The 20,426-nt window shown below is 69.6% G+C and carries 22 protein-coding genes; 14 read left to right on the top strand and 8 right to left on the bottom strand.

What is annotated here, in order from left to right; genetic code table 11:
• The first annotated feature begins 53 nt into the window (after positions 1-53).
• Genes hypF through hypE form a run of 4 tightly spaced genes read left to right on the top strand, consistent with a single transcriptional unit; the run spans position 54 to position 4,827 of the window.
• Positions 54-2,456 carry a carbamoyltransferase HypF gene (gene hypF, locus ACFYRH_RS23555; RefSeq protein WP_387779018.1) on the top strand — a complete coding sequence of 801 codons (2,403 nt, stop codon included), beginning with the start codon at positions 54-56 and terminating at the stop codon, positions 2,454-2,456.
• Positions 2,398-2,655: a HypC/HybG/HupF family hydrogenase formation chaperone gene (locus ACFYRH_RS23550; RefSeq protein ID WP_387779015.1), complete on the top strand. Its 258-nt coding sequence runs from the start codon at positions 2,398-2,400 to the stop codon at positions 2,653-2,655. Before hypF ends, ACFYRH_RS23550 begins: the two co-directional genes overlap by 59 nt.
• Positions 2,652-3,767, top strand: coding sequence for a hydrogenase formation protein HypD (gene hypD / locus ACFYRH_RS23545; RefSeq protein WP_387779012.1), 1,116 nt, complete (start codon positions 2,652-2,654; stop codon positions 3,765-3,767). Before ACFYRH_RS23550 ends, hypD begins: the two co-directional genes overlap by 4 nt.
• A complete protein-coding gene (gene hypE, locus ACFYRH_RS23540) occupies positions 3,760-4,827 on the top strand; it encodes a hydrogenase expression/formation protein HypE (protein ID WP_387779009.1) in 1,068 nt (355 codons plus the stop codon). Before hypD ends, hypE begins: the two co-directional genes overlap by 8 nt.
• Here hypE and hypB read toward each other — a convergent pair.
• Genes hypB through ACFYRH_RS23525 form a run of 3 tightly spaced genes read right to left on the bottom strand, consistent with a single transcriptional unit; the run spans position 4,824 to position 6,647 of the window.
• Complete coding sequence (gene hypB, locus ACFYRH_RS23535) at positions 4,824-5,627, bottom strand: hydrogenase nickel incorporation protein HypB (protein ID WP_387779006.1); 804 nt, start codon at positions 5,625-5,627, stop codon at positions 4,824-4,826. The genes hypE and hypB overlap by 4 nt on opposite strands.
• Before the next feature lies 1 nt (position 5,628).
• Positions 5,629-5,958, bottom strand: a complete 330-nt coding sequence (locus tag ACFYRH_RS23530; protein WP_387779003.1) for a hydrogenase maturation nickel metallochaperone HypA — start codon at positions 5,956-5,958, stop codon at positions 5,629-5,631.
• Between the two features lie 32 nt (positions 5,959-5,990).
• Positions 5,991-6,647 (bottom strand): response regulator, encoded by a 657-nt coding sequence (locus ACFYRH_RS23525; protein ID WP_387779000.1) that lies wholly within the window; start codon positions 6,645-6,647, stop codon positions 5,991-5,993.
• Positions 6,648-6,818: 171 nt separating this feature from the next.
• On the opposite strand from ACFYRH_RS23525, the gene ACFYRH_RS23520 reads away from it, so the two are divergent.
• The gene (locus tag ACFYRH_RS23520; protein WP_387778997.1) at positions 6,819-8,567 is read left to right on the top strand and encodes a GAF domain-containing protein; all 1,749 of its coding nucleotides are present in this window, start codon (positions 6,819-6,821) and stop codon (positions 8,565-8,567) included.
• A 170-nt stretch (positions 8,568-8,737) separates the two neighbouring features.
• A complete protein-coding gene (locus ACFYRH_RS23515) occupies positions 8,738-8,962 on the top strand; it encodes a hypothetical protein (RefSeq protein WP_387778994.1) in 225 nt (74 codons plus the stop codon).
• Between the two features lie 124 nt (positions 8,963-9,086).
• Here the strand turns inward: ACFYRH_RS23515 and ACFYRH_RS23510 are convergent, their stop codons facing one another.
• A complete protein-coding gene (locus ACFYRH_RS23510; protein ID WP_387778991.1) occupies positions 9,087-9,314 on the bottom strand; it encodes a hypothetical protein in 228 nt (75 codons plus the stop codon).
• A gap of 295 nt (positions 9,315-9,609) precedes the next feature.
• Positions 9,610-9,858, bottom strand: coding sequence for a hypothetical protein (locus ACFYRH_RS23505; protein WP_387778988.1), 249 nt, complete (start codon positions 9,856-9,858; stop codon positions 9,610-9,612).
• A gap of 294 nt (positions 9,859-10,152) precedes the next feature.
• On the opposite strand from ACFYRH_RS23505, the gene ACFYRH_RS23500 reads away from it, so the two are divergent.
• The 4 genes from ACFYRH_RS23500 (at position 10,153) to ACFYRH_RS23485 (ending at position 13,461) form a co-directional block, all read left to right on the top strand.
• Positions 10,153-10,518: a hypothetical protein gene (locus ACFYRH_RS23500; RefSeq protein WP_387778985.1), complete on the top strand. Its 366-nt coding sequence runs from the start codon at positions 10,153-10,155 to the stop codon at positions 10,516-10,518.
• A gap of 116 nt (positions 10,519-10,634) precedes the next feature.
• Positions 10,635-11,405, top strand: a complete 771-nt coding sequence (locus ACFYRH_RS23495; RefSeq protein ID WP_387778982.1) for an ANTAR domain-containing protein — start codon at positions 10,635-10,637, stop codon at positions 11,403-11,405.
• Between the two features lie 20 nt (positions 11,406-11,425).
• The gene (locus ACFYRH_RS23490; protein ID WP_387778979.1) at positions 11,426-12,148 is read left to right on the top strand and encodes an ANTAR domain-containing protein; all 723 of its coding nucleotides are present in this window, start codon (positions 11,426-11,428) and stop codon (positions 12,146-12,148) included.
• A gap of 80 nt (positions 12,149-12,228) precedes the next feature.
• On the top strand, positions 12,229-13,461 hold the full coding sequence (locus ACFYRH_RS23485; RefSeq protein ID WP_387778976.1) for an NAD(P)/FAD-dependent oxidoreductase: 1,233 nt from the start codon (positions 12,229-12,231) through the stop codon (positions 13,459-13,461).
• On the opposite strand, the gene ACFYRH_RS23480 is transcribed toward ACFYRH_RS23485, so the two are convergent.
• The gene (locus tag ACFYRH_RS23480; RefSeq protein WP_387778973.1) at positions 13,455-14,801 is read right to left on the bottom strand and encodes a TIGR01777 family oxidoreductase; all 1,347 of its coding nucleotides are present in this window, start codon (positions 14,799-14,801) and stop codon (positions 13,455-13,457) included. The genes ACFYRH_RS23485 and ACFYRH_RS23480 overlap by 7 nt on opposite strands.
• Positions 14,802-14,926: 125 nt before the next feature.
• On the opposite strand from ACFYRH_RS23480, the gene ACFYRH_RS23475 reads away from it, so the two are divergent.
• Genes ACFYRH_RS23475 through ACFYRH_RS23460 form a run of 4 tightly spaced genes read left to right on the top strand, consistent with a single transcriptional unit; the run spans position 14,927 to position 17,802 of the window.
• The gene (locus ACFYRH_RS23475) at positions 14,927-15,784 is read left to right on the top strand and encodes a DUF4397 domain-containing protein (RefSeq protein ID WP_387778970.1); all 858 of its coding nucleotides are present in this window, start codon (positions 14,927-14,929) and stop codon (positions 15,782-15,784) included.
• Entirely contained in the window at positions 15,781-16,479 is a 699-nt protein-coding gene (locus ACFYRH_RS23470) for a class F sortase (RefSeq protein ID WP_387778967.1), read from the top strand. The genes ACFYRH_RS23475 and ACFYRH_RS23470 overlap by 4 nt, the downstream gene beginning before the upstream one ends.
• A gap of 53 nt (positions 16,480-16,532) precedes the next feature.
• The gene (locus ACFYRH_RS23465) at positions 16,533-17,111 is read left to right on the top strand and encodes an RNA polymerase sigma factor (RefSeq protein ID WP_387778964.1); all 579 of its coding nucleotides are present in this window, start codon (positions 16,533-16,535) and stop codon (positions 17,109-17,111) included.
• The gene (locus tag ACFYRH_RS23460; RefSeq protein WP_387778961.1) at positions 17,092-17,802 is read left to right on the top strand and encodes an anti-sigma factor domain-containing protein; all 711 of its coding nucleotides are present in this window, start codon (positions 17,092-17,094) and stop codon (positions 17,800-17,802) included. Before ACFYRH_RS23465 ends, ACFYRH_RS23460 begins: the two co-directional genes overlap by 20 nt.
• On the opposite strand, the gene ACFYRH_RS23455 is transcribed toward ACFYRH_RS23460, so the two are convergent.
• Both ACFYRH_RS23455 and ACFYRH_RS23450 read right to left on the bottom strand, forming a co-directional pair.
• Positions 17,764-18,657 carry a MerR family transcriptional regulator gene (locus ACFYRH_RS23455; RefSeq protein ID WP_387778958.1) on the bottom strand — a complete coding sequence of 298 codons (894 nt, stop codon included), beginning with the start codon at positions 18,655-18,657 and terminating at the stop codon, positions 17,764-17,766. The two genes, ACFYRH_RS23460 and ACFYRH_RS23455, sit on opposite strands and share 39 nt — an antisense overlap.
• Before the next feature lie 12 nt (positions 18,658-18,669).
• Positions 18,670-20,346, bottom strand: coding sequence for a cytochrome bc complex cytochrome b subunit (locus ACFYRH_RS23450; RefSeq protein ID WP_387778955.1), 1,677 nt, complete (start codon positions 20,344-20,346; stop codon positions 18,670-18,672).
• Positions 20,347-20,426 lie beyond the last annotated feature (80 nt).

The raw sequence follows: 20,426 nt of genomic DNA, 5'->3' as shown, positions 1-20,426 counted from the left end.
GTCCGGTGATCACCGAATTCGGTACTTCTCTCGGACAATTCACGATTCCGGGGGTGAATGTCACGACAGATCCGGCCCGTGTCCGGCTACGCCTCGGTGTGACAGGTGTCGTCCAGGGCGTCGGGTTCCGGCCGTTCGTCTATGCCCTCGCCCGGGAGCTCGGGCTCGCCGGTCAGGTGTCCAACTGCGCGGACGGCGTGCTCGCCGAGGTCGAAGGCGATCCATCCGCGGTCGCTGTGTTCCAGCAGCGGATCGCTGCCGAGGCGCCGGCCCTCGCGGTCGTGACCGGCGTCCACGCGACCACTGTCCCAGCGCGCGGCGGTACCGACTTCCGCATCCTGGAGTCGACCGGTGGACCGGGCCGTACCCTCGTCTCCCCCGACCTCGCGACGTGCCCAGACTGTCTGGCGGAGTTCCGCGACCCCAGGGACCGGCGGTTCCGCTACCCCTTCATCAGCTGCACCAACTGCGGTCCACGCTTCACAATGGTCACCGGCCTGCCCTACGACCGCCCCGCCACCACGATGGCCGGCTTCCCGTTGTGCGCCGCCTGCTCCCGCGAGTACGGCGATCCGTCCGACCGCCGCTTCCACGCACAGTCGACCGCCTGCCCGGTCTGCGGTCCCCGCCTCCAGCTCACGCGAGCCGGCCACGGTCCGTCGTACGCCGAGGCCGCGCTGACCGCGGCGCAGGAGCTGCTGCGTAGCGGCGCGATCCTTGCGGTCAAGGGACTGGGCGGATTCCATCTGGCGTGTGATGCCGGCAACGAGACCGCGGTCGCCACGTTGCGGCACCGGAAGGATCGGGGCAACAAGCCGTTCGCGGTGATGGCCTCCGGGGTCGGCACCGTCCGTGCGATTGCCGAGGTCAACGATGCCGAGCGGGAGCTGCTGACCGGCCGGCGCCGCCCGATCGTGCTGCTCAGGAAGCGAGCAGGCTCGTGTGTTGCCGACAGTGTTGCCCCCGGCAACCCGGATCTCGGCGTGATGTTGCCGTACACGCCTTTGCACCACCTGCTCTTCGAGAGCACCGGACCGGCGGTTCTCGTGATGACCAGCGGCAACCTGGCCGGTGAGCCGATCGTCACCGGCGACGACGATGCGCTGACCAGACTCGACGGTCTGGTCGACGCCTGGCTCGGGCACGACCGCCCGATCCAGGTGCCGTGCGACGACTCGGTCATCCGGATCGTCGACGGTACCGAGCTCCCGATCCGGCGGTCCCGCGGGTACGCGCCGCTGCCGATCGACCTGCGCCGACCGGTCCGCCCGGCGCTCGCGCTCGGTGGCGACCTGAAGAACACCTTCTGCCTGGCGGACGGTGGGTACGCCTGGCTCTCCGGCCATGTCGGCGACCTTGACAGTCTGGCGACGATCGACGCCCTCGAGCGGGCCGAGCAGCACCTCGAGATGCTGAGCGGGGTCCGTCCCGAGCTCTTGATCACCGACAACCATCCGTCGTACCGCTCCCGCCAGTGGGCGCTCCGCAAGGCGGGCGGCCGGCCAGTTGTCGGCGTACAGCATCATCACGCGCACCTCGCGTCGGTGATGACCGAAAACGGCTACGACGACGAGCAACCGGTGATCGGCTTCGCGTTCGACGGGACCGGGTACGGCGCCGACGGTGCGGTGTGGGGCGGCGAGGTACTGCTCGCGACGTACTCCGGCTTCGAGCGCTACGCCCACCTCCGCTACGTCCAGCTGCCAGGTGGTGATGCCGGTGTCCGGAACCCGTGCCGGATGGCGCTGTCCCACCTGCGCGCGGCCGGGCTGCCGTGGGACCCGCGGCTGCCCGCGGTCGCCGCGTGCTCGGACGAGGAGCGCGAGTTGCTCGCCGCCCAACTCGACCGCAACCTCGCCTGCGCGCCCACGTCCAGCATGGGGCGACTCTTCGACGCGGTCTCGGCGCTCGCCGGCGTCTGTCAGCGCGTCGGGTACGAGGCCCAAGCCGCGATCGAACTCGAAGGCCGGGCGGTCAAAGCGTCCGGGCAGTACGACTTCGCGTGCAACGGCAGCGACATCGATCCGGGGCCGCTGCTCGCGGCGGTGTGCCGTGACGTGCTCGACGGCGTACCGGCGTCCATCGTGAGTACCCGGTTCCACCGAGCCGTCGCGGATCTGATCGTGGCCGTGGCCGCGGACGTTCGCAACCGTACGCAGCTCAACACCGTCGCCGTGTCCGGCGGCGTCTTCGTCAACCAGCTGTTGCTCTCGGCAACCTGCCGTGCGCTGGCCCGGGCGGACTTCGCCGTCCTGCGGCCGCGGCGGGTGCCGCCGACCGACGCTGGCCTCGCGCTCGGGCAGCTGGCTGTGGCCGCCGGCACCCACAAGGAGGGTCACCATGTGTCTCGCGGTACCAGGACAAGTGAAGGAGATCCGGGAGCAGGACGGAACCCGGATGGGCACCGTGGACTTCGGCGGAGTCCTGAAGGAAGTGTGTCTGGAGTACCTGCCTGACCTGGAGGTCGGCGAGTACACGATCGTCCACGTCGGCTTCGCACTGCAGCGGCTGGACGAGGAGTCCGCGCTGCAGTCCCTCGAGCTCTACCGCAAGCTCGGCGCGCTCGAGGAGGAGTTCGGCGACCAGTGGGGGCTGGCGGCCCGGCAGGCCGGGGAACGCCGGCCGCCCGGTACCGATGAGAGGACGCCGCGATGAAGTACCTCGACGAGTTCAGCGACCCCCAGCTGGCCAAGCGACTGGTCGACCAGATCCACGCCACCGCCACCAAGCCATGGGCGATGATGGAGGTCTGCGGCGGGCAGACGCACACGATCGTCCGGCACGGCATCGACCAGCTGCTGCCCGACGGTGTCGAGATGATCCACGGTCCCGGCTGCCCGGTCTGCGTGACGCCGCTCGAGGTGATCGACAAGGCCCTGGAGATCGCCTCGCGGCCGGACGTCGTCTTCTGCTCGTTCGGCGACATGCTCCGGGTCCCAGGCAGCGGCCGTGACCTGTTCCGGATCAAGAGCCAGGGCGGCGACGTACGGGTCGTCTACTCGCCGCTCGACGCGCTCCGGATCGCGCAGCAGAACCCGGACCGGCAGGTGGTCTTCTTCGGCATCGGGTTCGAGACCACGGCACCCCCGAACGCCATGACCGTCTACCAGGCCAGGAAGCTCGGCATCGCGAACTTCAGCCTGCTCGTCTCGCACGTCCGCGTCCCGCCGGCGATCGAGGCGATCATGCAGTCGCCGGACTGCCGGGTCCAGGGCTTCCTGGCCGCCGGCCACGTGTGCAGCGTGATGGGTACGGCGGAATACCCCGAGCTCGCCGGCAAGTACGGCGTGCCGATCGTGGTCACCGGGTTCGAGCCGCTCGACATCCTGGCCGGGATCCTGCGTACCGTGACGCAGTTGGAGAACGGCGAGCACACGGTGGAGAACGCCTATCGGCGGGCCGTCCGCGACGAGGGCAACCCGGCGGCGAAGGCGATGCTGGCCGACGTCTTCGAAACCACCGACCGGGCCTGGCGCGGCATCGGCATGATTCCGCAGAGCGGCTGGCGGTTGTCCGAGAGGTACCGCGAGTACGACGCGGAGTACCGCTTCCAGGTCGGAGACATCGCCACGCAGGAGTCCACCGTCTGCCGCAGCGGTGAGGTGCTCCAGGGGCTGATCAAGCCACACGAGTGCGCAGCCTTCGGAACCCTCTGTACGCCGCGGAACCCGCTCGGCGCGACCATGGTGTCCAGCGAGGGCGCCTGCGCCGCGTACTACCTGTACCGACGGCTGCAGACACCCGAGGCGGTGACCAGCCGTGGCTGAGCCGATCACGGCACCGGACTTCAGCAACTGGACCTGCCCGATGCCGTTGCGCGATCACCCGAACGTCGTGATGGGCCACGGTGGTGGCGGGCAGATGTCCGGTGAACTGATCGAGCACCTGTTCGTCCCGGCCTTCGGGAACCCCGTGCTCGCCGGGCTGGCCGACTCCGCCGTCGTCGACGTCGGCGGCGCGAAACTCGCCTTCTCCACCGACTCGTTCGTCGTCCAGCCGCTGTTCTTCCCCGGTGGCAGCATCGGTCACCTGGCGGTGAACGGGACGGTCAACGACCTGGCGATGAGTGGCGCGCAGGCGTCGTACCTGTCCTGTGGCTTCATCCTCGAGGAAGGCGTCGAGCTGTCGGTGGTCGGGAGGATCGCCACCGACCTCGGCGATGCCGCCCGTCGCGCCGGAGTGCAGGTCGCGACCGGTGACACCAAGGTCGTAGACGCCGGTCACGGGGACGGCGTCTACCTCAACACGGCCGGGCTCGGACTGGTTGCCGACGACGTCGACATCCGCCCGCAGCGCGCCCGGCCCGGTGACGTGGTGATCGTCAGCGGCGAGATCGGGGTGCACGGGATCGCGATCATGAGTGTGCGCGAGGGGATCTCGTTCGGGACCGAGGTGGTCAGCGACTGCGCGCCGCTGAACGGTCTGGTCGCCGCGATGCTCGACGTCACGCACGACCTGCACGTCCTGCGCGATCCGACCCGCGGCGGCGTCGCCACGTCACTCAACGAGATCGCGCAGGCGTCCACGGTCGGAATCGAGCTCAGCGAACGGAACCTGCCGATCCCCGAGACGGTCGCGAACGCGTGTGCGTTCCTCGGGCTCGATCCGTTGTACGTCGCCAACGAAGGCAAGCTGCTCGCGTTCGTCGCGCCCGGCGACGCGGACGCCGTACTCGCGGCCCTGCGGGCGCATCCGCTCGGCGCGGACGCCGCCGTCATCGGTGAGTGCGTCGAGGAGCATGCGGGCCTGGTGGTCACGCGGACGGCGTTCGGCGCGACCAGGGTCGTCGACACTCCGATCGGGGAACAGCTGCCACGGATCTGCTAACGCAGCGCGTCGAGCCAGTCGTACCAGGCGTCGAGGCCGGTGCCCTTGGTCGCGGAGACGTGCAGCAGTTCGGCCTGTGGGTTCAGGCGGTGAATCAGGTCGAGGCAGAGGTCCACGTCGAAGTCGACGTACGGGAGTAGGTCGATCTTGTTCAGCAGCACGAGGTCGGCCTCGCGGAACATGTACGGGTACTTGGCGGGTTTGTCCGCGCCTTCGGTGACCGAGATGATCACGGCCCGGGCAGACTCGCCGAGGTCGAACAGCGCCGGGCACACCAGGTTGCCGACGTTCTCCACGAAGACCAGCGAACCCGCGGGCGGATCCAGCTCGTCGAGGCCACCGGCCAGCATCGACGCGTCCAGGTGACAGCCGGCACCGGTGTTGATCTGCACGACGCGGCTCCCGGTGGACCTGATCCGCCGGGCATCCAGCCAGGTCTCCTGATCGCCTTCGATCACGAGGGTCTCGCGGCGGCCGGCGAACGCGCGGACCGTTGCCTCTAGCAACGTGGTCTTGCCGGAGCCGGGTGAGCTCATCAGGTTGACGGCGCCGATCCTCTGCTCGGTCAGGCGGCGCCGGTTGACCGCGGCCAGGTGGTCGTTCTTGGCGAGGATCTCCTGCTCGAGCAGGATGGTGTGCTGGTCGTGCCCGTTCTCGTGGCTGTGCTCGTGACCGTGCCCGTGGCCGTGCTCGTGACCGTGGTCGTGCCCGGCGTGGTCATGTGGGTGGTCGTGGTCCGCGGTCAGCAGGTGGATCCGGGTGCCCTCGTCGGCGCCTGAGCACCCGCACGTGCTGCACATGTCATCGCACCTCCACCGAGACGATCCTCAGCTGCTCCCCGTCGGTGACGGCGAGATCCGCACTCCCGCAGGCACACAGCATGATCGGATCGGACAGCCCGAACTCGTCACCACACGTTCGACAGTACGCCCGCCCCGGCGGCTGGTCGATGTCCAACCGCGCGCCCTCCAGCCCGGTCCCCTGCGCCACCAGCTCGAAACAGAACCGCACCGAGTCCGCCACCACCCCGGACAGCGCCCCGATCTCCAGCCGTACGGCGTCCACCGGGACATCGCCGACCTTGTCGACGATCGCCTCGACCACGCTTTGTGTCACGGCGAGCTCGTGCACGCTCGCAGCTTAAGCCGCCACGCGAACCGCAGTCAGCGTTTCGGGTTCCGCCGGGCGCGCTCGACGGCGTACACCGCGGCCTCGGTGCGGCGCTCCATGTCGAGTTTGCGCAGCAGCGAGGAAACGTAGTTCTTCACGGTCTTCTCGGCCAGGAACATGCTCTGCGCGATCTGCCGGTTCGTCTTGCCGACGGCGATCTCGTCGAGGATGCGGCGTTCCTGTTCGGTCAGCGCCTGGTACCGCGGATCCTCGGCCGAGTCGGCCGACTGACGCAACCGGTCGAGCACCGCCTTCGTCATCGCCGGGTCCAGCAGCGATTCGCCGGCCGCCAGGCGGCGTACCGCGCCGACCAGATCGGTGCCGCTGACCTGCTTGAGCAGGTATCCGGCGGCGCCGGCCATGATTGCCGTGAACAACGCTTCGTCGTCGGAGAACGACGTCAGCATCAGGCAGGCCGGCGGCTCGGTCATCAGCGAACGGATCTCCCGGCAGACCGTGATGCCGTCCCCGTCCGGCAACCGGACGTCGAGTACGGCGACATCGGGCTGCAACGCCGGCACCCGCGCGATCGCCTGCGCGGCCAGCGTCGCCTCGCCGACGACCTCTATGTCCGGCTGGCTCTCGAGCAACTGCCGCAGCCCGAGCCTGACGACCTCGTGGTCGTCGAGCAGGAACACCTTGATCCCCATGTCACCTCGCTCACCACACGCTCACCACACGCTCACCACACGCTCACCACACGTCCCCCACTGCTTCGCGCGACCCAGCGTAGCCGGACGGTCCGCTCACGTCATCGGATCGACCGCACCCGAACGCCGGGACGGTTCCTCAAGAGGAGCGAATTCCGTACGGTTAGTGACGTGGGCGATACACCGGGAAGTTCTGACCGGATCTGGGACGAGGAAGCGCTGCGGTTCGCCGGTCTGTCCCGCGTACGGCTCGACGCACTGCTGCAGGAGTTGCTCGGGCGGGTCGACGAGATCATGGACTCGCAGGACCGGCTCCGCGCCTTGCTCGACGCCGTGGTCGGGATCGGCACGGACCTCGATCTGAACAGTACCCTCGACCGGATCGTGACCGCGGCGTGCGATCTCGCCGGCGCCCGCTACGGCGCGCTCGGCGTGGTCGGCCGGGACGGCAGACGTCTGAGCAGGTTCATCACGCACGGAGTCACCGACGAGCAGTCCGCGGCGATCGGGCCGGCCCCGCAAGGCCATGGCCTGCTCGGTCTGCTGATCCAGCACCCGACGCCGCTCCGCCTGCACGACCTGGCCGAGCACCCGGAGTCCTACGGCTTCCCACCGAACCATCCCCCGATGCGCAGCTTCCTCGGCGTCCCGATCCGGACCCGGGACCAGGTCTTCGGGAACCTGTACCTGACCGAGAAGGCTTCCGGCGCGGACTTCACCGGGCAGGACGAGCGCAACGTCACCGCCCTCGCCGCCGCTGCCGGCGTGGTCATCGACAACGCCCGCCTGTACGCCGACACCGAACGCCGCCGGCGCTGGCACGAGGTCACCGCCGAGATAACCCAGCTGATGCTCGGCGCATTCGACCCGAAGGACGTGCTCCAGCTCATCGCCCGCCGCGCTCGCGAGGTCTCCGGTTCACGGGTCGGCGTCCTGCTGCTGACCGACGACGACCACCTGACGATCGAGGCGATCGACGGACCCGAAGACCTCGAGCGGTACGTCGGCCGGCGGATCGCCGCCGACTTCCCGGTGCTCGGCGACGTGGCGCGCGGCGACAAGCAGGAGGTGGTCGAGGATCTCGCCCAGCTTCTGAAGAACATCGGGCGTCGGGTCGACGACCTGCCGGAGGTGATGTCGCTCGGGCGCACGATCATGGCGCCGATACCGGCCGGCAGTCACGCGCCCGGCGGGCTGCTGCTCGTGGCCGCCGAGCGCGGCGCCGTCCTCGGTGTCACCGAAGGCACCGACCTGCTCAAGATGTTCGCGAGCCAGGCGACCCTGGCGCTCGACCGGGCACAGGCGCAGCAAGATCAGGCGATGATCGCCGTCCTCGAGGACCGGGACCGGATCGCCCGCGATCTCCACGACCTCGTCATCCAGCGGCTGTTCGCGACCGGCCTGCAACTGCAGGGCATCCAGCCTCAGGTCCGGCCCGAGGTCCAGGAGCGGCTCCGGAACGCCGTCGAGGACATCGACACCACCATCCGGGACCTGCGCGCGGCGATCTTCGAACTGTTGCACCAGCCGGGCCGGAGCTCGCTGCGCGCCGACATCCGGTCGCTCGCCGCGGAGTACGCCGTACCGCTCGGCTTCGCGCCGCGGCTGAACTGCGCGGGGCCGCTGGACACCGTCGTACCGACCGTGGCGCGGCCGCAGATCCTGGCGACGATCCGGGAGTCGCTGTCGAACGTCGTACGGCATGCACGGGCCACCGCGGTCACCATCGACGTGGTGGTGAGCGGCAACCAGGTCGTCGCCCGGGTCAGCGACGACGGAGTGGGCATCGCCGCCGGCGACCGGCAGAGCGGCCTCCGAAACCTCCGCGAGCGCGCCGAAACACTCGGCGGCTCGGTCAGCATCCGCCCGAACGAACCACGCGGCACCACCGTCGAGCTCACCGCCCCACTCCACCCCTGATCACCTCGGGCCCTCCGGACCACGAACCGCTTCGGAGCCTGGGGCAACGAAATCCGCCGGGGCCGATTTCTGAGTCTTGCCGGGGCCGGAATTGCGGGTCGACGATCACATCCAGGGTGGGTGCTGCCGCGCGGCAGCAGGCTGAGGGGTGGGGAATGAGCGAGACATCCATGAGTGACGACGAACCGGGCGACCAGCGGGCCGGGCTCTGGCGGGTGAAGCTGACCTTCCGGGCCGACGGCATGACCGAGCAGGCGATCGACGACCTGTGCACCAAGCTCGAGGCAGAACTCGTCGAGCAACTCGGGGACCAGCTCTCCCACCCGATCTTCCTGATCGGCGGCCCGTTTCCCGACCACGATTCCCTCGCCCACGCCCTCGCCGAGGACATCTGACGCGCACGGCCGGCTCGCTCCGGTACCCCACCGGAGCGTCCGGCCGACCGCTGTCACCACTCGACGCCGGCCATGATCGCCCCCAATCCTGTACGCCGTTCCTGCTCCGACCGGACCGTGGCGGCTAGCTCGGAGCTTGCCGTCGGTGCTTCCCGCGCAGGTCCAGTTCGCGCTGCACGCGGAACCGGTAGATCTGCAACCTGATGTTGAGGACCCGCGCCCGGCCCTCGCGTTGCTGCCACCGCTCGTTCACGATCTCCTCGATCGTGGCGAGCGCCCCGACCAGGTCCTCGGTAGCCCAGTTGTCGAGCCGCTGCGTGCGGGCCAGCCGATCCAGGTACTCCGCCCCCATCGCCGGCTCATCCCCGGCCGTCGTGGCAATCGCCGTCCTCGTACCCTCTGGACACACCGGTGAGAACGGCGAGACGATCATGTATTGATGGCACCTGACCCCCCAGGACGTAGCTGCGACGCCGCCGGGGTCCAGGGCAGCTCAATGGACACCAAACGCTACCGCTCGACCCCTGGATGTCAAGGAGACCTGAACGTTCAGGCCGAGATGCGAGGACCGGGGGTACAAGCCGATTCGGTCCGCGGGAGCCCCTGATACCCGCGGACCGAATCACCCCTCCGAGCCGTCCTGGAAGTCAATGGCTGTCGAGCGAGCCCGACGATTCGATCACCCCGGCGCGCCGGTCGAGTTCGTACTGCAGCCGGCGCCGGTAGATGGCCAGCCTGATGTCGACGGTGCGTACGCCGCTGCGCGAGCGTGGCCGGTCGGCGTCGAGCAGCTCGATCACTGCAAGTGCAGCGCGCAGCTCGTTCGTGGGCCAGGACGACAGTCGCTCCGAATGGGCGAGCCGATCCAGCAGATCCGAACGTTGCTGTTGCGCCACGAGCGCTCAACTCCTCGGGAGTCTCTCCGCACCGAGGTCCAGGGCGCGTGCCGCCAACACCTTGACGATAGCCCTGTGCCCCGCGCGAAACCAGCACGTCCGGAAGACCCTTCGATATTCGTTGGCCCCACCCATGGATCGATGACCTGTGACAAGCGATTGAACCTCTGCGCGAGCTGCCGCCGGCGTGCCTGCTACCTGGTGGGCGGGAGGCCCCGGCAGTAACCTGGGAGGACTAATCGAGGCACGCTCCAGACCCCGGCGCCCACAGATCAGCGCCTTGGGGAGGGCCCGGTGCACCGATCATTTGATGACGCGCAGTCGCAGGCCACGGGGAGCGCGACGACCGGCAGATCGCTGCGGTTGTTGCCCGCGCAGTCGCCCGAGTGGGTGATCGTGCAGGTGATGCGGGACGCACAGGGTCCCGAGTGGACCCCGGCGTCGGCGGCCGACCGCCTGGTCGATCGGATACCGGACCCGCGGGTACTACGGCACGCCCGCGCGCACCTACGGACCATCGCCGGCCGCCGCGTCACGATCCACCGATTGCGCGCGGTTGCCACCCTCAACCTGGCGATCCACCGCCTCGAGCACGACAGCACGCCGGTCGGTCCGGCCACCGTAGGTCCGGCGTCGACAGCGAGTCCCGGGCCCGGCTGAGGGCTCCTCGTGCAGCAGCAGCATCAGGAGGGGGACGACGGGACGTGGTTGGTCGAGGCGGCGGTCACGTCCGCCGGCCGCGCGGGCGGCGACCAGAGCGGAGCGACCGTTCCGCGATGGCACGAGTGTGGACGGAATGGGTGGAGCAGGAGAGCAGCGCCCGCGTGTGGGGTGCGATCATCGCCGCAGCCAGCAGCGAAGGTGCCGCGCCGTCCCTGCCGCACGCCGTGACGGCCTGTGCGAACGCGCTGTCCGTGCTCGGTGCCGGGTTGTCGATGACCCAGGACGGCCGGATCCTCGAACCCTTACTGGCCAGCGGTCCCGAGGTGGGTGAGCTGGACGAGCTCCAGGACACCCTCGGCGAGGGGCCGAACCTGGTCGCCGTCTCGACCGGCGCGCCCGTGCTCGAGGATGACCTGAGCCGCGCCGAGGCCGGGAACCGCTGGCCGGTGTTCGCCCCGGCTGCCGTCGAACGCGACGTACGGGGTCTGTTCGCCTTTCCGATCGGCGCCGGGGCGGCGTGTATCGGCGTACTCAGCGTGTACCGGCGTCCGGCCGGGCCGTTGTCACCGGGGCAACTGCGGGACGCACTGGTCTTCGCAGATGCCTTGTTCGTGCTGGCGCTGGACCACCGGCAGGGTCTGAGCGCAAACCTGACCGACGTCATCGACGCCGCCTTCACCGCGCGTCGTGCGGAGGTCCATCAAGCCGCGGGGGTGGTCGCGGCGCAGGAGCACATCCGGGTCGCTGACGCACTCGCGCGCCTGCGGGCCCGGGCGTACAGCAGCGGGAGACCACTTCACCAGGTCGCTACCGATGTGATGACCGGCCACCTCCGGTTGTCGACCGACGACCCGATGAGCAGGAACGGAGAGCAGGAGGAGTGATGGGCGCCTCTAATCGGAGGGTGCGGGAAGTCTTCATCGAGATGACCGACACACTCGTCGAGGATTTCGACATCATCGAGTTTCTGGACCGGCTCGCCGGCCGGTGCACCGAGCTGCTGGGGGTGTCCGCGTGCGGCATCCTGCTCGTCGACCATCACGGCGTACTGAATCTCGTCGCCGCGTCGACCGAGCAGGCACGTCTGGTGGAGCTCACGCAGCTGCAGAACTCCGACGGACCGTGCCTGGACGCGTTCAACACCGGACGGCCTGTCCAGCGGGCGGATCTGCGAGAGCCCGACCCGCGGTGGCCGCGTTTCACCGCGGCCGCACTCGCGGGTGGATACCGGTCGGTGCAGGCGTTGCCGATGCGGCTGCGCGAGTCGGTCCTCGGAGCGGTCAACCTCTTCAGCGCCCGGGTGGGGCCACTGGACAGCGACACCATCGCGCTCGGGCAAGCGCTCGCCGACGCCGCCACCATCGGCATCGTGCACCAGCGGACCGTGGCCCACCAGGAGATGATCACCGAGCAACTGCAGACCGCGCTGAACAGCCGCATCCTGATCGAGCAGGCCAAGGGCTTCCTCACCCACAGCCTCGACATCGACGTCGACGAGGCGTTCACCGTCCTGCGCTCGACGGCCCGGAGCACCGGCCGCCGGCTGACCGATGTCGCCGACGACATCGTCCAGGGGCACATGAACCTCGGCGAGTCGCAGCCGTCGCCCGGCTCCTCACCGACCTGAGCCACCCACCGTGCGACACTGCCCTGGCAGAGCTGCATCGCTTTTGCACCAATTTCGTCAGGACCGACCGGAGGTAGCACATGGACGACGCGGACGTCATCGTTGTCGGGGCCGGTCTGGCCGGACTCGCGGCCGCGATCACGCTGCAGACCGCCGGACTCCAGGTCCTGCTGCTGGAGCAGGCCGACGAGGTCGGCGGACGAGTTCGCACCGATGAGGTCGACGGCTTCCTCCTCGACCGTGGCTTCCAGGTCCTGCTCCCTGCCTACCCCGAGCTCCAGCGGCTGCTCGATCCGGCGGCTCTCGACCTCAGGGCCTTCAGTCGCGGCGTCCTCGTTCAAGGCCGCGACGAGCGCTGGGACCTCAGTACGGCGTACCGGGACAAGGCCACCGTCGCCTCGCTGGCGCGGTTCGCCGGCAAACGACCGCTCGACGCGCTCGCGGTCGGTGCCTTCAGCGTGCGCGACGCGGTCGTCGACGCCGCCCGGCTGCGTGGCGCGACGCCCAGGGAGACCGGACTAGAGCTCAGCCGGTGGCACGTCTCGCAGCGAACGACCGAGGAGATCTTCCAGCCGTTCCTCGCCGGGGTGTTCCTCGATCCCGATCTGACGACCAGTTCCAAGATGTTCCACCTGCTCTGGCGATGCTTCGTCCGAGGCGGTGCGGCGGTGCCGGCCAACGGCATGCGCGCGTTGCCGCACGCCCTCGCGGACCTGCTGGCCGACGACGCGCTCCGACTCTCCACCACCGTCGAGTCGATCGAATCCGGCGCGGTCCGGACGACCGGTTCCGCCAGCCCGCTCAAAGCCCGAGCCGTCCTGGTCGCGACGGACGGGACGGACGCCTCCGGACTGCTGCCGAGCGTCAGCGCCCCCGACTGGCGCGGCGTCACCACCTGGTACTTCGCGGCGCCGGACGCACCGCTCCACCGGCCGACCCTGCTCCTCGACGGCGCCGACGGCTCCCTGATGAACACCGTGGTGATGAGCGAGGTCGCGGGTACCTACGCACCACCAGGCCGCGCGTTGATCGCCGCCTCGGTCCCGAACACCACCTTCAACACCGACGTGGCGCGGACGCTGCTCAGCCGGCTGTACCAGACATCGACGTCGGACTGGGAACTCCTCAAGGAGTACCGCATCCCGCGAGCACTCCCGCGGATGACCGCGAACCATCTCCTCACCACGCCCGCCAAGGTCGCCCCCGGCCGCTACGTCTGCGGGGACCATCGCGACACCAGCTCGATCCAGGGCGCGCTGTTCTCAGGCAGGCGCGTGGCGACCGCGATCGCGCAGGACCTGACGCGTCACTGAGTGGACTCGGCTGTCCGGCCGAGGACGTGGCGGAGCGTGTCCTCGAGCTCCGGACGGCGGAAGGTGTGTTTGACCTCGGTCAGGCGGCTCGGCAGCACCCGCTGGGAGGCCAGGGCCAATTCCTCGGCACCTTCCTGGCCGAGGAGGATCCGCGGGCCGATCGAAGGGACGCGGAACAGCGCGGGTCGCCGGAGCACGCGCGCGAGCGTCGCGGCGTACTCGCTGTTCCGGACCGCGGTGGGCGCGACCGCGTTCACCGGGCCCGACAGCGCGTCGTCGTAGATCGCGCGGTGGTAGATGTCGACGAGGTCGTCGATGCCGATCCACGACTGCCACTGGCTGCCGTCGCCGAGCGGTCCACCGAGGCCGGTTTCGAAGAGCGGGTACTGCAGCTTCAGGACGCCACCGGCCGGCGTCTGCACCAGGCCGGTCCGCACGTTCACCACGCGCAGACCGCCGTCGATCGCGGGCTGCGCGGCCTGCTCCCACTCCGCGACCACGTCTGCGAGGAATCCCTCACCACGATCGCTGGCCTCGGTCAGTTCCTCGTCGCCGCGGTCGGGGCCGTAGTACCCGATGGCTGACGCGCTGACGAAGACCTTGGGACCGTTCTCGGTCGTGGCGGCGGCTTGGGCCAGGGAGAGCGTCGGCCCGATCCTCGACGCTCTGATCGCGTGCCGATGCGCAGCGGTGAAGCGGCCGGCGATCGAGGCACCGGCCAAGTGGACGACGGCGTCGACGCCTTGCAGCAGGGTCGGGGCCGGGATCTCGGTGTCCCAGAAACGCTCGTCCGGCTGGTCGGTCGGGCGCCGGACGAGACGGATGACGGTGTGTCCCGCCGTACTGAGCAAGGCGGTCAGGGCCTGGCCGATGGTCCCGTTGCTTCCGGTGACGGCAACGGTGAGCGGACGCATTCCACCGTCGGCGGCGCGATGCAGCGCGGACAGGTCGTCGGCCAACTGCCGGTGCCGGTAGGCAAGCATGGACTTCAGCATCAGACCCGGCACGTTGCTGTCGATCCGGTCGGTGATGCGGGTCCGGTCCGGGCCGAGCGCCTCGAACTCGTGGGTATGGCGCCAGCGCACCGCCCACCGCAGCGGGGCCGAGTCGAGTTCGTCGACGAAGCGGTCGGGAGACTCGGCGCCACTGTGGCGCGCGACCCAGCGCAGCCCGAGTGGGAAACCGAGCACGGCGACACCGTCCGACAGGTCGTCGGCCTCCTGCTCGATCCGCACCGGCATCCACGGCGGGGTCAGCCGCACGATGGCTCCCGGCCGGCTGTGCCAGGCGTAGACCTCGTCCTGCGGAAAGTTCAGCACACTGCTCTTGGTCAGGCCCACGACGACGATCCCTTCCTAGCTCCCGTATGCACCACTTTTGCACAACTTTTCTCGTTGTCGCTGCATCCGCCCCGCAAACTCCGTCGGAAGAGCAGAGAAGAACCCCGATCCCTAGGAGGGCTTCCATGTCCGTGCGACCAGTCCGACGAGTCCGACGAGTCACTGCCCTGCTCGCCACCGGCCTCTTGGCCGCCATCGCCCCTGCGATGGCGGCCACCGGGGCCGAGGCCAGGCCGGCAGCCACCGCGACCGTCTCCGTGCTGCACGCCGTGCCTGGTCCGACCGTCGACGTGTACGCCAACGGCAAGGCGCTGCTCACCAACTTCAAGCCAGGTACCCTGACCGACCCGGTCGAACTCCCCGAAGGCACCTACGACCTCAAAGTGACCGCGGCCGGAGCCGGTCCGAAGGGTGCGGCGGTCATCCAGGCGAACGACGTCAAGGTGCCCGGCGGCGCCAACATCACGGTCGTGGCGCATCTGTCGGCGGCGGGCAAGCCGGTCCTGACGCCGTACGTCAACGATGTCTCCAAGCTCGCGGCCGGCCAGGCCAGGATCACGGTCCGGCACGACGCGGCGGCGCCCGCGGTCGATGTCCGTGCGGGCGGCAAGCCGGTGTTCAAGGGGCTGACCAACCCGAACGAGGCGAAGGCCGACCTGCCGGCCGGCACAGTCAAGGCCGATGTCGTGCTCGCCGGGACGTCGACGGTCGCGATCGGCCCGGCGGACGTGAATCTCGAGGAGGGTACGAACACGATCGTTTATGCCTGGGGCAGCGCGTCCGGCAAGAACCTGAAGCTCGCCGTCCAGACGATCTCGGGCCTGCACGGGCACCCCTCCGGCGTCCCGGGCGGTACCGGTGGTCAGGCCGCCGAGGTCGGCGACTCATCCGCCTCGCTGTGGCTGATCGGCGCCCTGGCCGTGGCCGGTCTGGCGGTCGTCGGCCTGGGTACGGCGGCGATTCGGGGGCGTGCCCGGTCGTGATCCGGCCTCGCGGTGCGGCCGTCCTCGTGATGGCCGCACTCCCCGTCCTCGGCCTCGCCGGCTGCGCCGCATCGGACGGCGTGGCAGGCGACCGAAGCGGGCGGGCGGAGCAGTCCGCGCCGGTCGCTGCCACTCCTCGTCCGGCAGCTTCTCCCCCGGCAGCGTCGACCGCTCCGCCCGCTCCACGCCCTGGAGCGGCGTACGGCGGTATTCGCACCCACCCCGCCGTCCCGTCGGTCGCTCCGACTACGGCGCGACCGCTGCGCCTGCGTCTCGCGTCGGTGGGGATCGACGTACCGGTCGTGCCGGTGGGAGTCGCCCCGGACGGACAAATGGCCCTCCCACCGAATCCGGCGACGATCGGTTGGTACGAGTTCGGTCCCGGCACCACCGCCGCCCGCGGTTCGGTGGTCCTGGGCGGTCACGTCGACAGCTTGCAGTACGGTGTCGGGCCGCTCGTCCGGCTCCGCGGTCTCCAGACAGGCGCGTCGGTCGTCGTTGGTCTCACCGACGGTACGTCGACGACGTACCGGGTCCAGAGTGTCCAGGACATCCCCAAGGCCGGCATGGCGTTCGACCAGGTCTTCGATCGTGAAGGGCCGCGGCTGCTCCGGATCATCACCTGCGGCGGCCCGTACGACCGCGGCCGCGGGGGTTATCAGGACAACCTCGTCGTCGTGGCAGTTCCCGCATGACCCGGGACCTGTCGGCCACCGTCGGACCGTGGGGCTTCGCTAGAGTTCCGAGCGTGAGCAGCAACGGGGCCGGGGAACCGTCCCCCGCGGAGATCGCCAAGGGCCTGGCGGCCGGCCGCGAGGAGAGCCTCGCCGATGCCTACCGGCGCTGGGCCGGCCTGGTCTTCACGCTCGCCCACCGGGCGCTCGGGGACCGCGACGACGCGGAAGACGTCACGCAGCAGGTCTTCGTGTCCGCCTGGCGCGGGCGGCACAGCTTCGACCCCGATCACGGTCAGCTCGGCGCGTGGCTGACAGGCATCACCAAGCACCGGATCGCCGACCGGCTCGCCATCCGGCACCGCGACCACCGCAACGCGGCGGCTGCCGCCGACCTGCTGGACACCGCCGCGGCACCCGACCAGCTCGACCAGCACACCGTCGACCGGGTGCTCCTCGCCGACGAGCTCGCGAAACTCGAGGATCCCCGCAGAACGATCCTCCGGCTCGCGTTCTACGAAGACCAGACATACCCGGCGATCGCGGAGCAACTCGCGCTGCCGCTCGGAACCGTGAAGAGTCATGTCCGGCGCGGCCTGCTGCATCTGCGGGACCGCTTGGAGGAGGTGAAGAGTGACGACACATCTCGATGAGGAACTGCTGGCCCAGTGGGTCATCGACGGCGACATCCCTGATGACGCCGCCACCGATCACCTCCGTCGGTGTACTCCGTGCAGCGAACGCCTGGCCGAGCTGCGGGCGGTCGCGAGCGACCTCGGCAACCTGCCCCGGCTGGAGAACCCGCCGAGTCACGTCTGGGATCGCGTCGAGGCCGAGCTCGGGTTCCGGAACGCTGTACAACCGGTGACCGCTGTGCCTCCGACAGACGGGCGGCGTGGAAAGCGACCGACCCGTACGGCGTTTGCGATCGCCGCGAGCGTGGCGGCGATCCTCGGCGCCGGTGCGGGAGTCGCCGGCACCCTGCTGGCGACCTCCGACGACTCACCACCGACGACCGAAGCGGTGGTCAGGCTGGAACCACTCGCCGGCAAGTCCGGCGCGGGCAATGCCGACCTGGTGCGGGGCACCGCCGGCAGCCAGCTCCGGGTCACCACCACCGGTCTCAGCAAGACACCGGGTTTCTACGAGGTCTGGCTGATCAACGAGGACGGCAAACGGATGGTCTCGCTGGGCGTCCTGGATCCCGGCACTGGCGGAACCTTCCAGGTCCCGGCCGGCCTCACCGGACAGGGCTACCGGATCGTCGACATCTCGCTGGAACCCGACGACGGCAATCCCGAACACTCACACGACAGTGTGGTCCGGGGTTCGCTGCCGGGCTGACGTGCGGTAGACGTCGATGACCTGGGCGACGGCCGCGTCGAGATCGTCGAGGTCGCGGTCGGGCCGCAACCATCCGGGACCGGCTGTCAGCACCTGGTGTCCGTGCCCCTCGACGCGTCGCCGCAGCACGCTCTGGCCGCTGCGCCGAATGGTCGTCCACAGCACCACCACGGCCGGCGCGGCCCGATCGGCCGCGGCCACGATCGCCGCGTCGTTGCCACCCGCGGCGAGGGCGATCACCGGGATCCCCCGTTCGAGCAGGACGGCGCGCAGGACCGACAGCGGCAGGGTATGGCGCTCGTCCGGGCACGGCACCAGCAGGCACGGCGTCCCGTGGTGCTGCAGGCCGCGGCGCACGATGTAGCGCTCGATCGCCTCGTCGACGACTCCGGCCAGCAGGACGGTCAGGTCGATGCAGTCGCCGGCGTCCGCGAACCGCTGCTCGAGTTCGTGGAACGCGGGCACCACCACCTCGGTCCAGACGCGCTGGATACCGCGGCTCTCGATCGAGCGGTCGAGCATGTCGGCCATCGCGGCCACGTGGTACGTCTCCGCGGACGAGAGCAATGCGCTGGGCTCGGACACGGCCGGTCCGGTCGGCGCGCTGAGGCGGGCGGCGTCGACCGGCGACGTACCGCCGGCGATCAGCGCGATCATCTGCCGCAGCCGCGCCACGTCCTCGGCGGAGTAGCGCCGATGCTGACCGGCGCTGCGCAGCGAGGGGCCGATACCGTACCGCCGCTCCCAGCTTCGAATCGTCACGGTGGGAACGCCGAGCATCTCCGCGACGCGCCCCACCGGCCACACCACCTCCCCTGTGGCGGTGTACTGCGTGGTCCCCGAGCGTCTTGCCATTTCACTACGATGTCACGAAACCCGTCCGCCGACACCGCGCTTCCCTGACTTCGTCAGGGCGTCGGGCTGCTCCGGGTCCTCGGCAGCGTGGCGACCGGACCGGCCGGCGCGAGCATCCGCGAGTTCGGCGATCGTGGGCTTCTGCACCGCGTCGGCGAAGTAGAACCGGCTCAGGGCGGCGCGGATCCGGTCCCGCCGCCGGTGCGGCCGAGCGACGCCGTTCGCGTCGGTCGCGGGCGCCACCTCGAGGACGGTGTCCCGGTCACGGGCGGTCAGCGCGTAGGCGTCGTACGTCGAGATCGGCTCGTGTCTCTCGGTGTACTTTCCCTCCGGCGAGCGCACGATGATGCCGGTCTCCCGGCCGTGGAGCAGTCGCTCGCGGTCGGCCCGCTGGAGCGCGATCGCCCACCGCCGGGTGATCCAGAAGGCGATCACCGGGCCGCAGACGATCAGCACGCGGCAGACCCAGGTGATGGTGTTGATCGAGGAATGGAAGTGCGTGGCGATCAGGTCGTTACCGCTGTTCAGCCACAGCACTCCGTAGAAGGTGATCATCGCGACCCCGATGCCGGTCCTGGTCGGGACGTCGCGCGGCCGGTCGAGCAGGTGGTGCTCACGCCGGTCACCGGTGACCCAGGCCTCGAGGAACGGATACAGGGCGACGAAGCCGATGAACAGCGGCGGCACCAGCAGGGCCGGCAGGAAGATGTTCCAGCTGATGGTGATCCCGGCGACGTGCGACTCGATGCCGGGCATCAGCCGTACGGCGCCGTCCAGCCACCCCATGTACCAGTCGGGCTGCGACCCCGCCGTCACCTCCGCGGGGTTGTACGGCCCGTAGAGCCAGACCGGATTGATCTGGAAGAGCGCACCCAGCAGCGCGGTCACACCGGACACGACGAAGAAGAAGCCACCCGCCTTCGCGGCGTAGACCGGGAACAGCGGGAAACCGACCACGTTCCGCTCGGTCCGGCCAGGCCCGCGGTACTGCGTGTGCTTGTGGTACACGACCAGGAACAGGTGCACGGTGATCAAAGCCAGCAGGATGCCGGGGATCAGCAGCACGTGGATCGTGAAGAACCGCGGCACGAAGTCGTTGCCGGGAAACTCGCCGCCGAAGATGAAGAACGCCAGGTAGCTGCCGACGACCGGGGCGGCCAGGACGAGGCCCTGGGTGATCCGCAGGCCGGTACCCGACAGCAGGTCGTCCGGGAGGCCGTAGCCGATGAAGCCCTCGACCACGCCGAGGAACAGCATCACGATGCCGATCAGCCAGTTCAGCTCCCGCGGCTTGCGGAACGCGCCGGTGAAGAAGATCCGCAGCAGGTGCACGCTCATCGCCGCGACGAAGAGCACGGCGGCCCAGTGGTGGACCTGCCGCATCAGCAGGCCGCCACGGATGTCGAAGGACAGGTGCAGCGCCGAGGCGTAGGCCTCCGACATGTGCAGGCCCTTGAGCAGGCTGTACGGCCCCTGGTACTCGACCTCGGCCATCGACGGCTTGAACCACAGGGTCAGGAAGACGCCGCTGAGAATCAGCACGACGAAGCTGTAGAGCGCGATCTCGCCGAGCATGAACGACCAGTGGTCGGGAAACACCTTGCGGAGGTTCTTCCGCCCGAGCTTCCCGATCCCGAGCCGGTCGTCGGCCCACCGAACCGCCGCCGGGAATTGTTGTTCCGGTGCCATCTGCCAGCCTCCAAGGTGCTGGACGTTCCGGATTCAAACTTATGCACAATTGATGCACATCTGGTCGCCCGAGGCAACCG

Source organism: Kribbella sp. NPDC004875, from assembly GCF_042873375.1.
Taxonomy (GTDB): domain Bacteria; phylum Actinomycetota; class Actinomycetes; order Propionibacteriales; family Kribbellaceae; genus Kribbella.
Note: the sequence above shows the minus strand (reverse complement) of the source record. Positions and strands in the feature narration are given on the sequence as shown.

What these genes read in the sequence shown, in the direction of transcription:
- ACFYRH_RS23525 (WP_387779000.1), bottom strand. Translation starts at nt 6,647, where the DNA reads ATGGGGATCAAGGTGTTCCTGCTCGACGACCACGAGGTCGTCAGGCTC.
- ACFYRH_RS23475 (WP_387778970.1), top strand. Translation starts at nt 14,927, where the DNA reads ATGTCCGTGCGACCAGTCCGACGAGTCCGACGAGTCACTGCCCTGCTC.
- ACFYRH_RS23550 (WP_387779015.1), top strand. Translation starts at nt 2,398, where the DNA reads ATGGGCACCGTGGACTTCGGCGGAGTCCTGAAGGAAGTGTGTCTGGAG.
- ACFYRH_RS23515 (WP_387778994.1), top strand. Translation starts at nt 8,738, where the DNA reads ATGAGTGACGACGAACCGGGCGACCAGCGGGCCGGGCTCTGGCGGGTG.
- hypD (WP_387779012.1), top strand. Translation starts at nt 2,652, where the DNA reads ATGAAGTACCTCGACGAGTTCAGCGACCCCCAGCTGGCCAAGCGACTG.
- ACFYRH_RS23450 (WP_387778955.1), bottom strand. Translation starts at nt 20,346, where the DNA reads ATGGCACCGGAACAACAATTCCCGGCGGCGGTTCGGTGGGCCGACGAC.
- ACFYRH_RS23495 (WP_387778982.1), top strand. Translation starts at nt 10,635, where the DNA reads ATGGCACGAGTGTGGACGGAATGGGTGGAGCAGGAGAGCAGCGCCCGC.
- ACFYRH_RS23485 (WP_387778976.1), top strand. Translation starts at nt 12,229, where the DNA reads ATGGACGACGCGGACGTCATCGTTGTCGGGGCCGGTCTGGCCGGACTC.
- ACFYRH_RS23455 (WP_387778958.1), bottom strand. Translation starts at nt 18,657, where the DNA reads ATGGCAAGACGCTCGGGGACCACGCAGTACACCGCCACAGGGGAGGTG.
- ACFYRH_RS23510 (WP_387778991.1), bottom strand. Translation starts at nt 9,314, where the DNA reads ATGGGGGCGGAGTACCTGGATCGGCTGGCCCGCACGCAGCGGCTCGAC.
- hypB (WP_387779006.1), bottom strand. Translation starts at nt 5,627, where the DNA reads ATGTGCAGCACGTGCGGGTGCTCAGGCGCCGACGAGGGCACCCGGATC.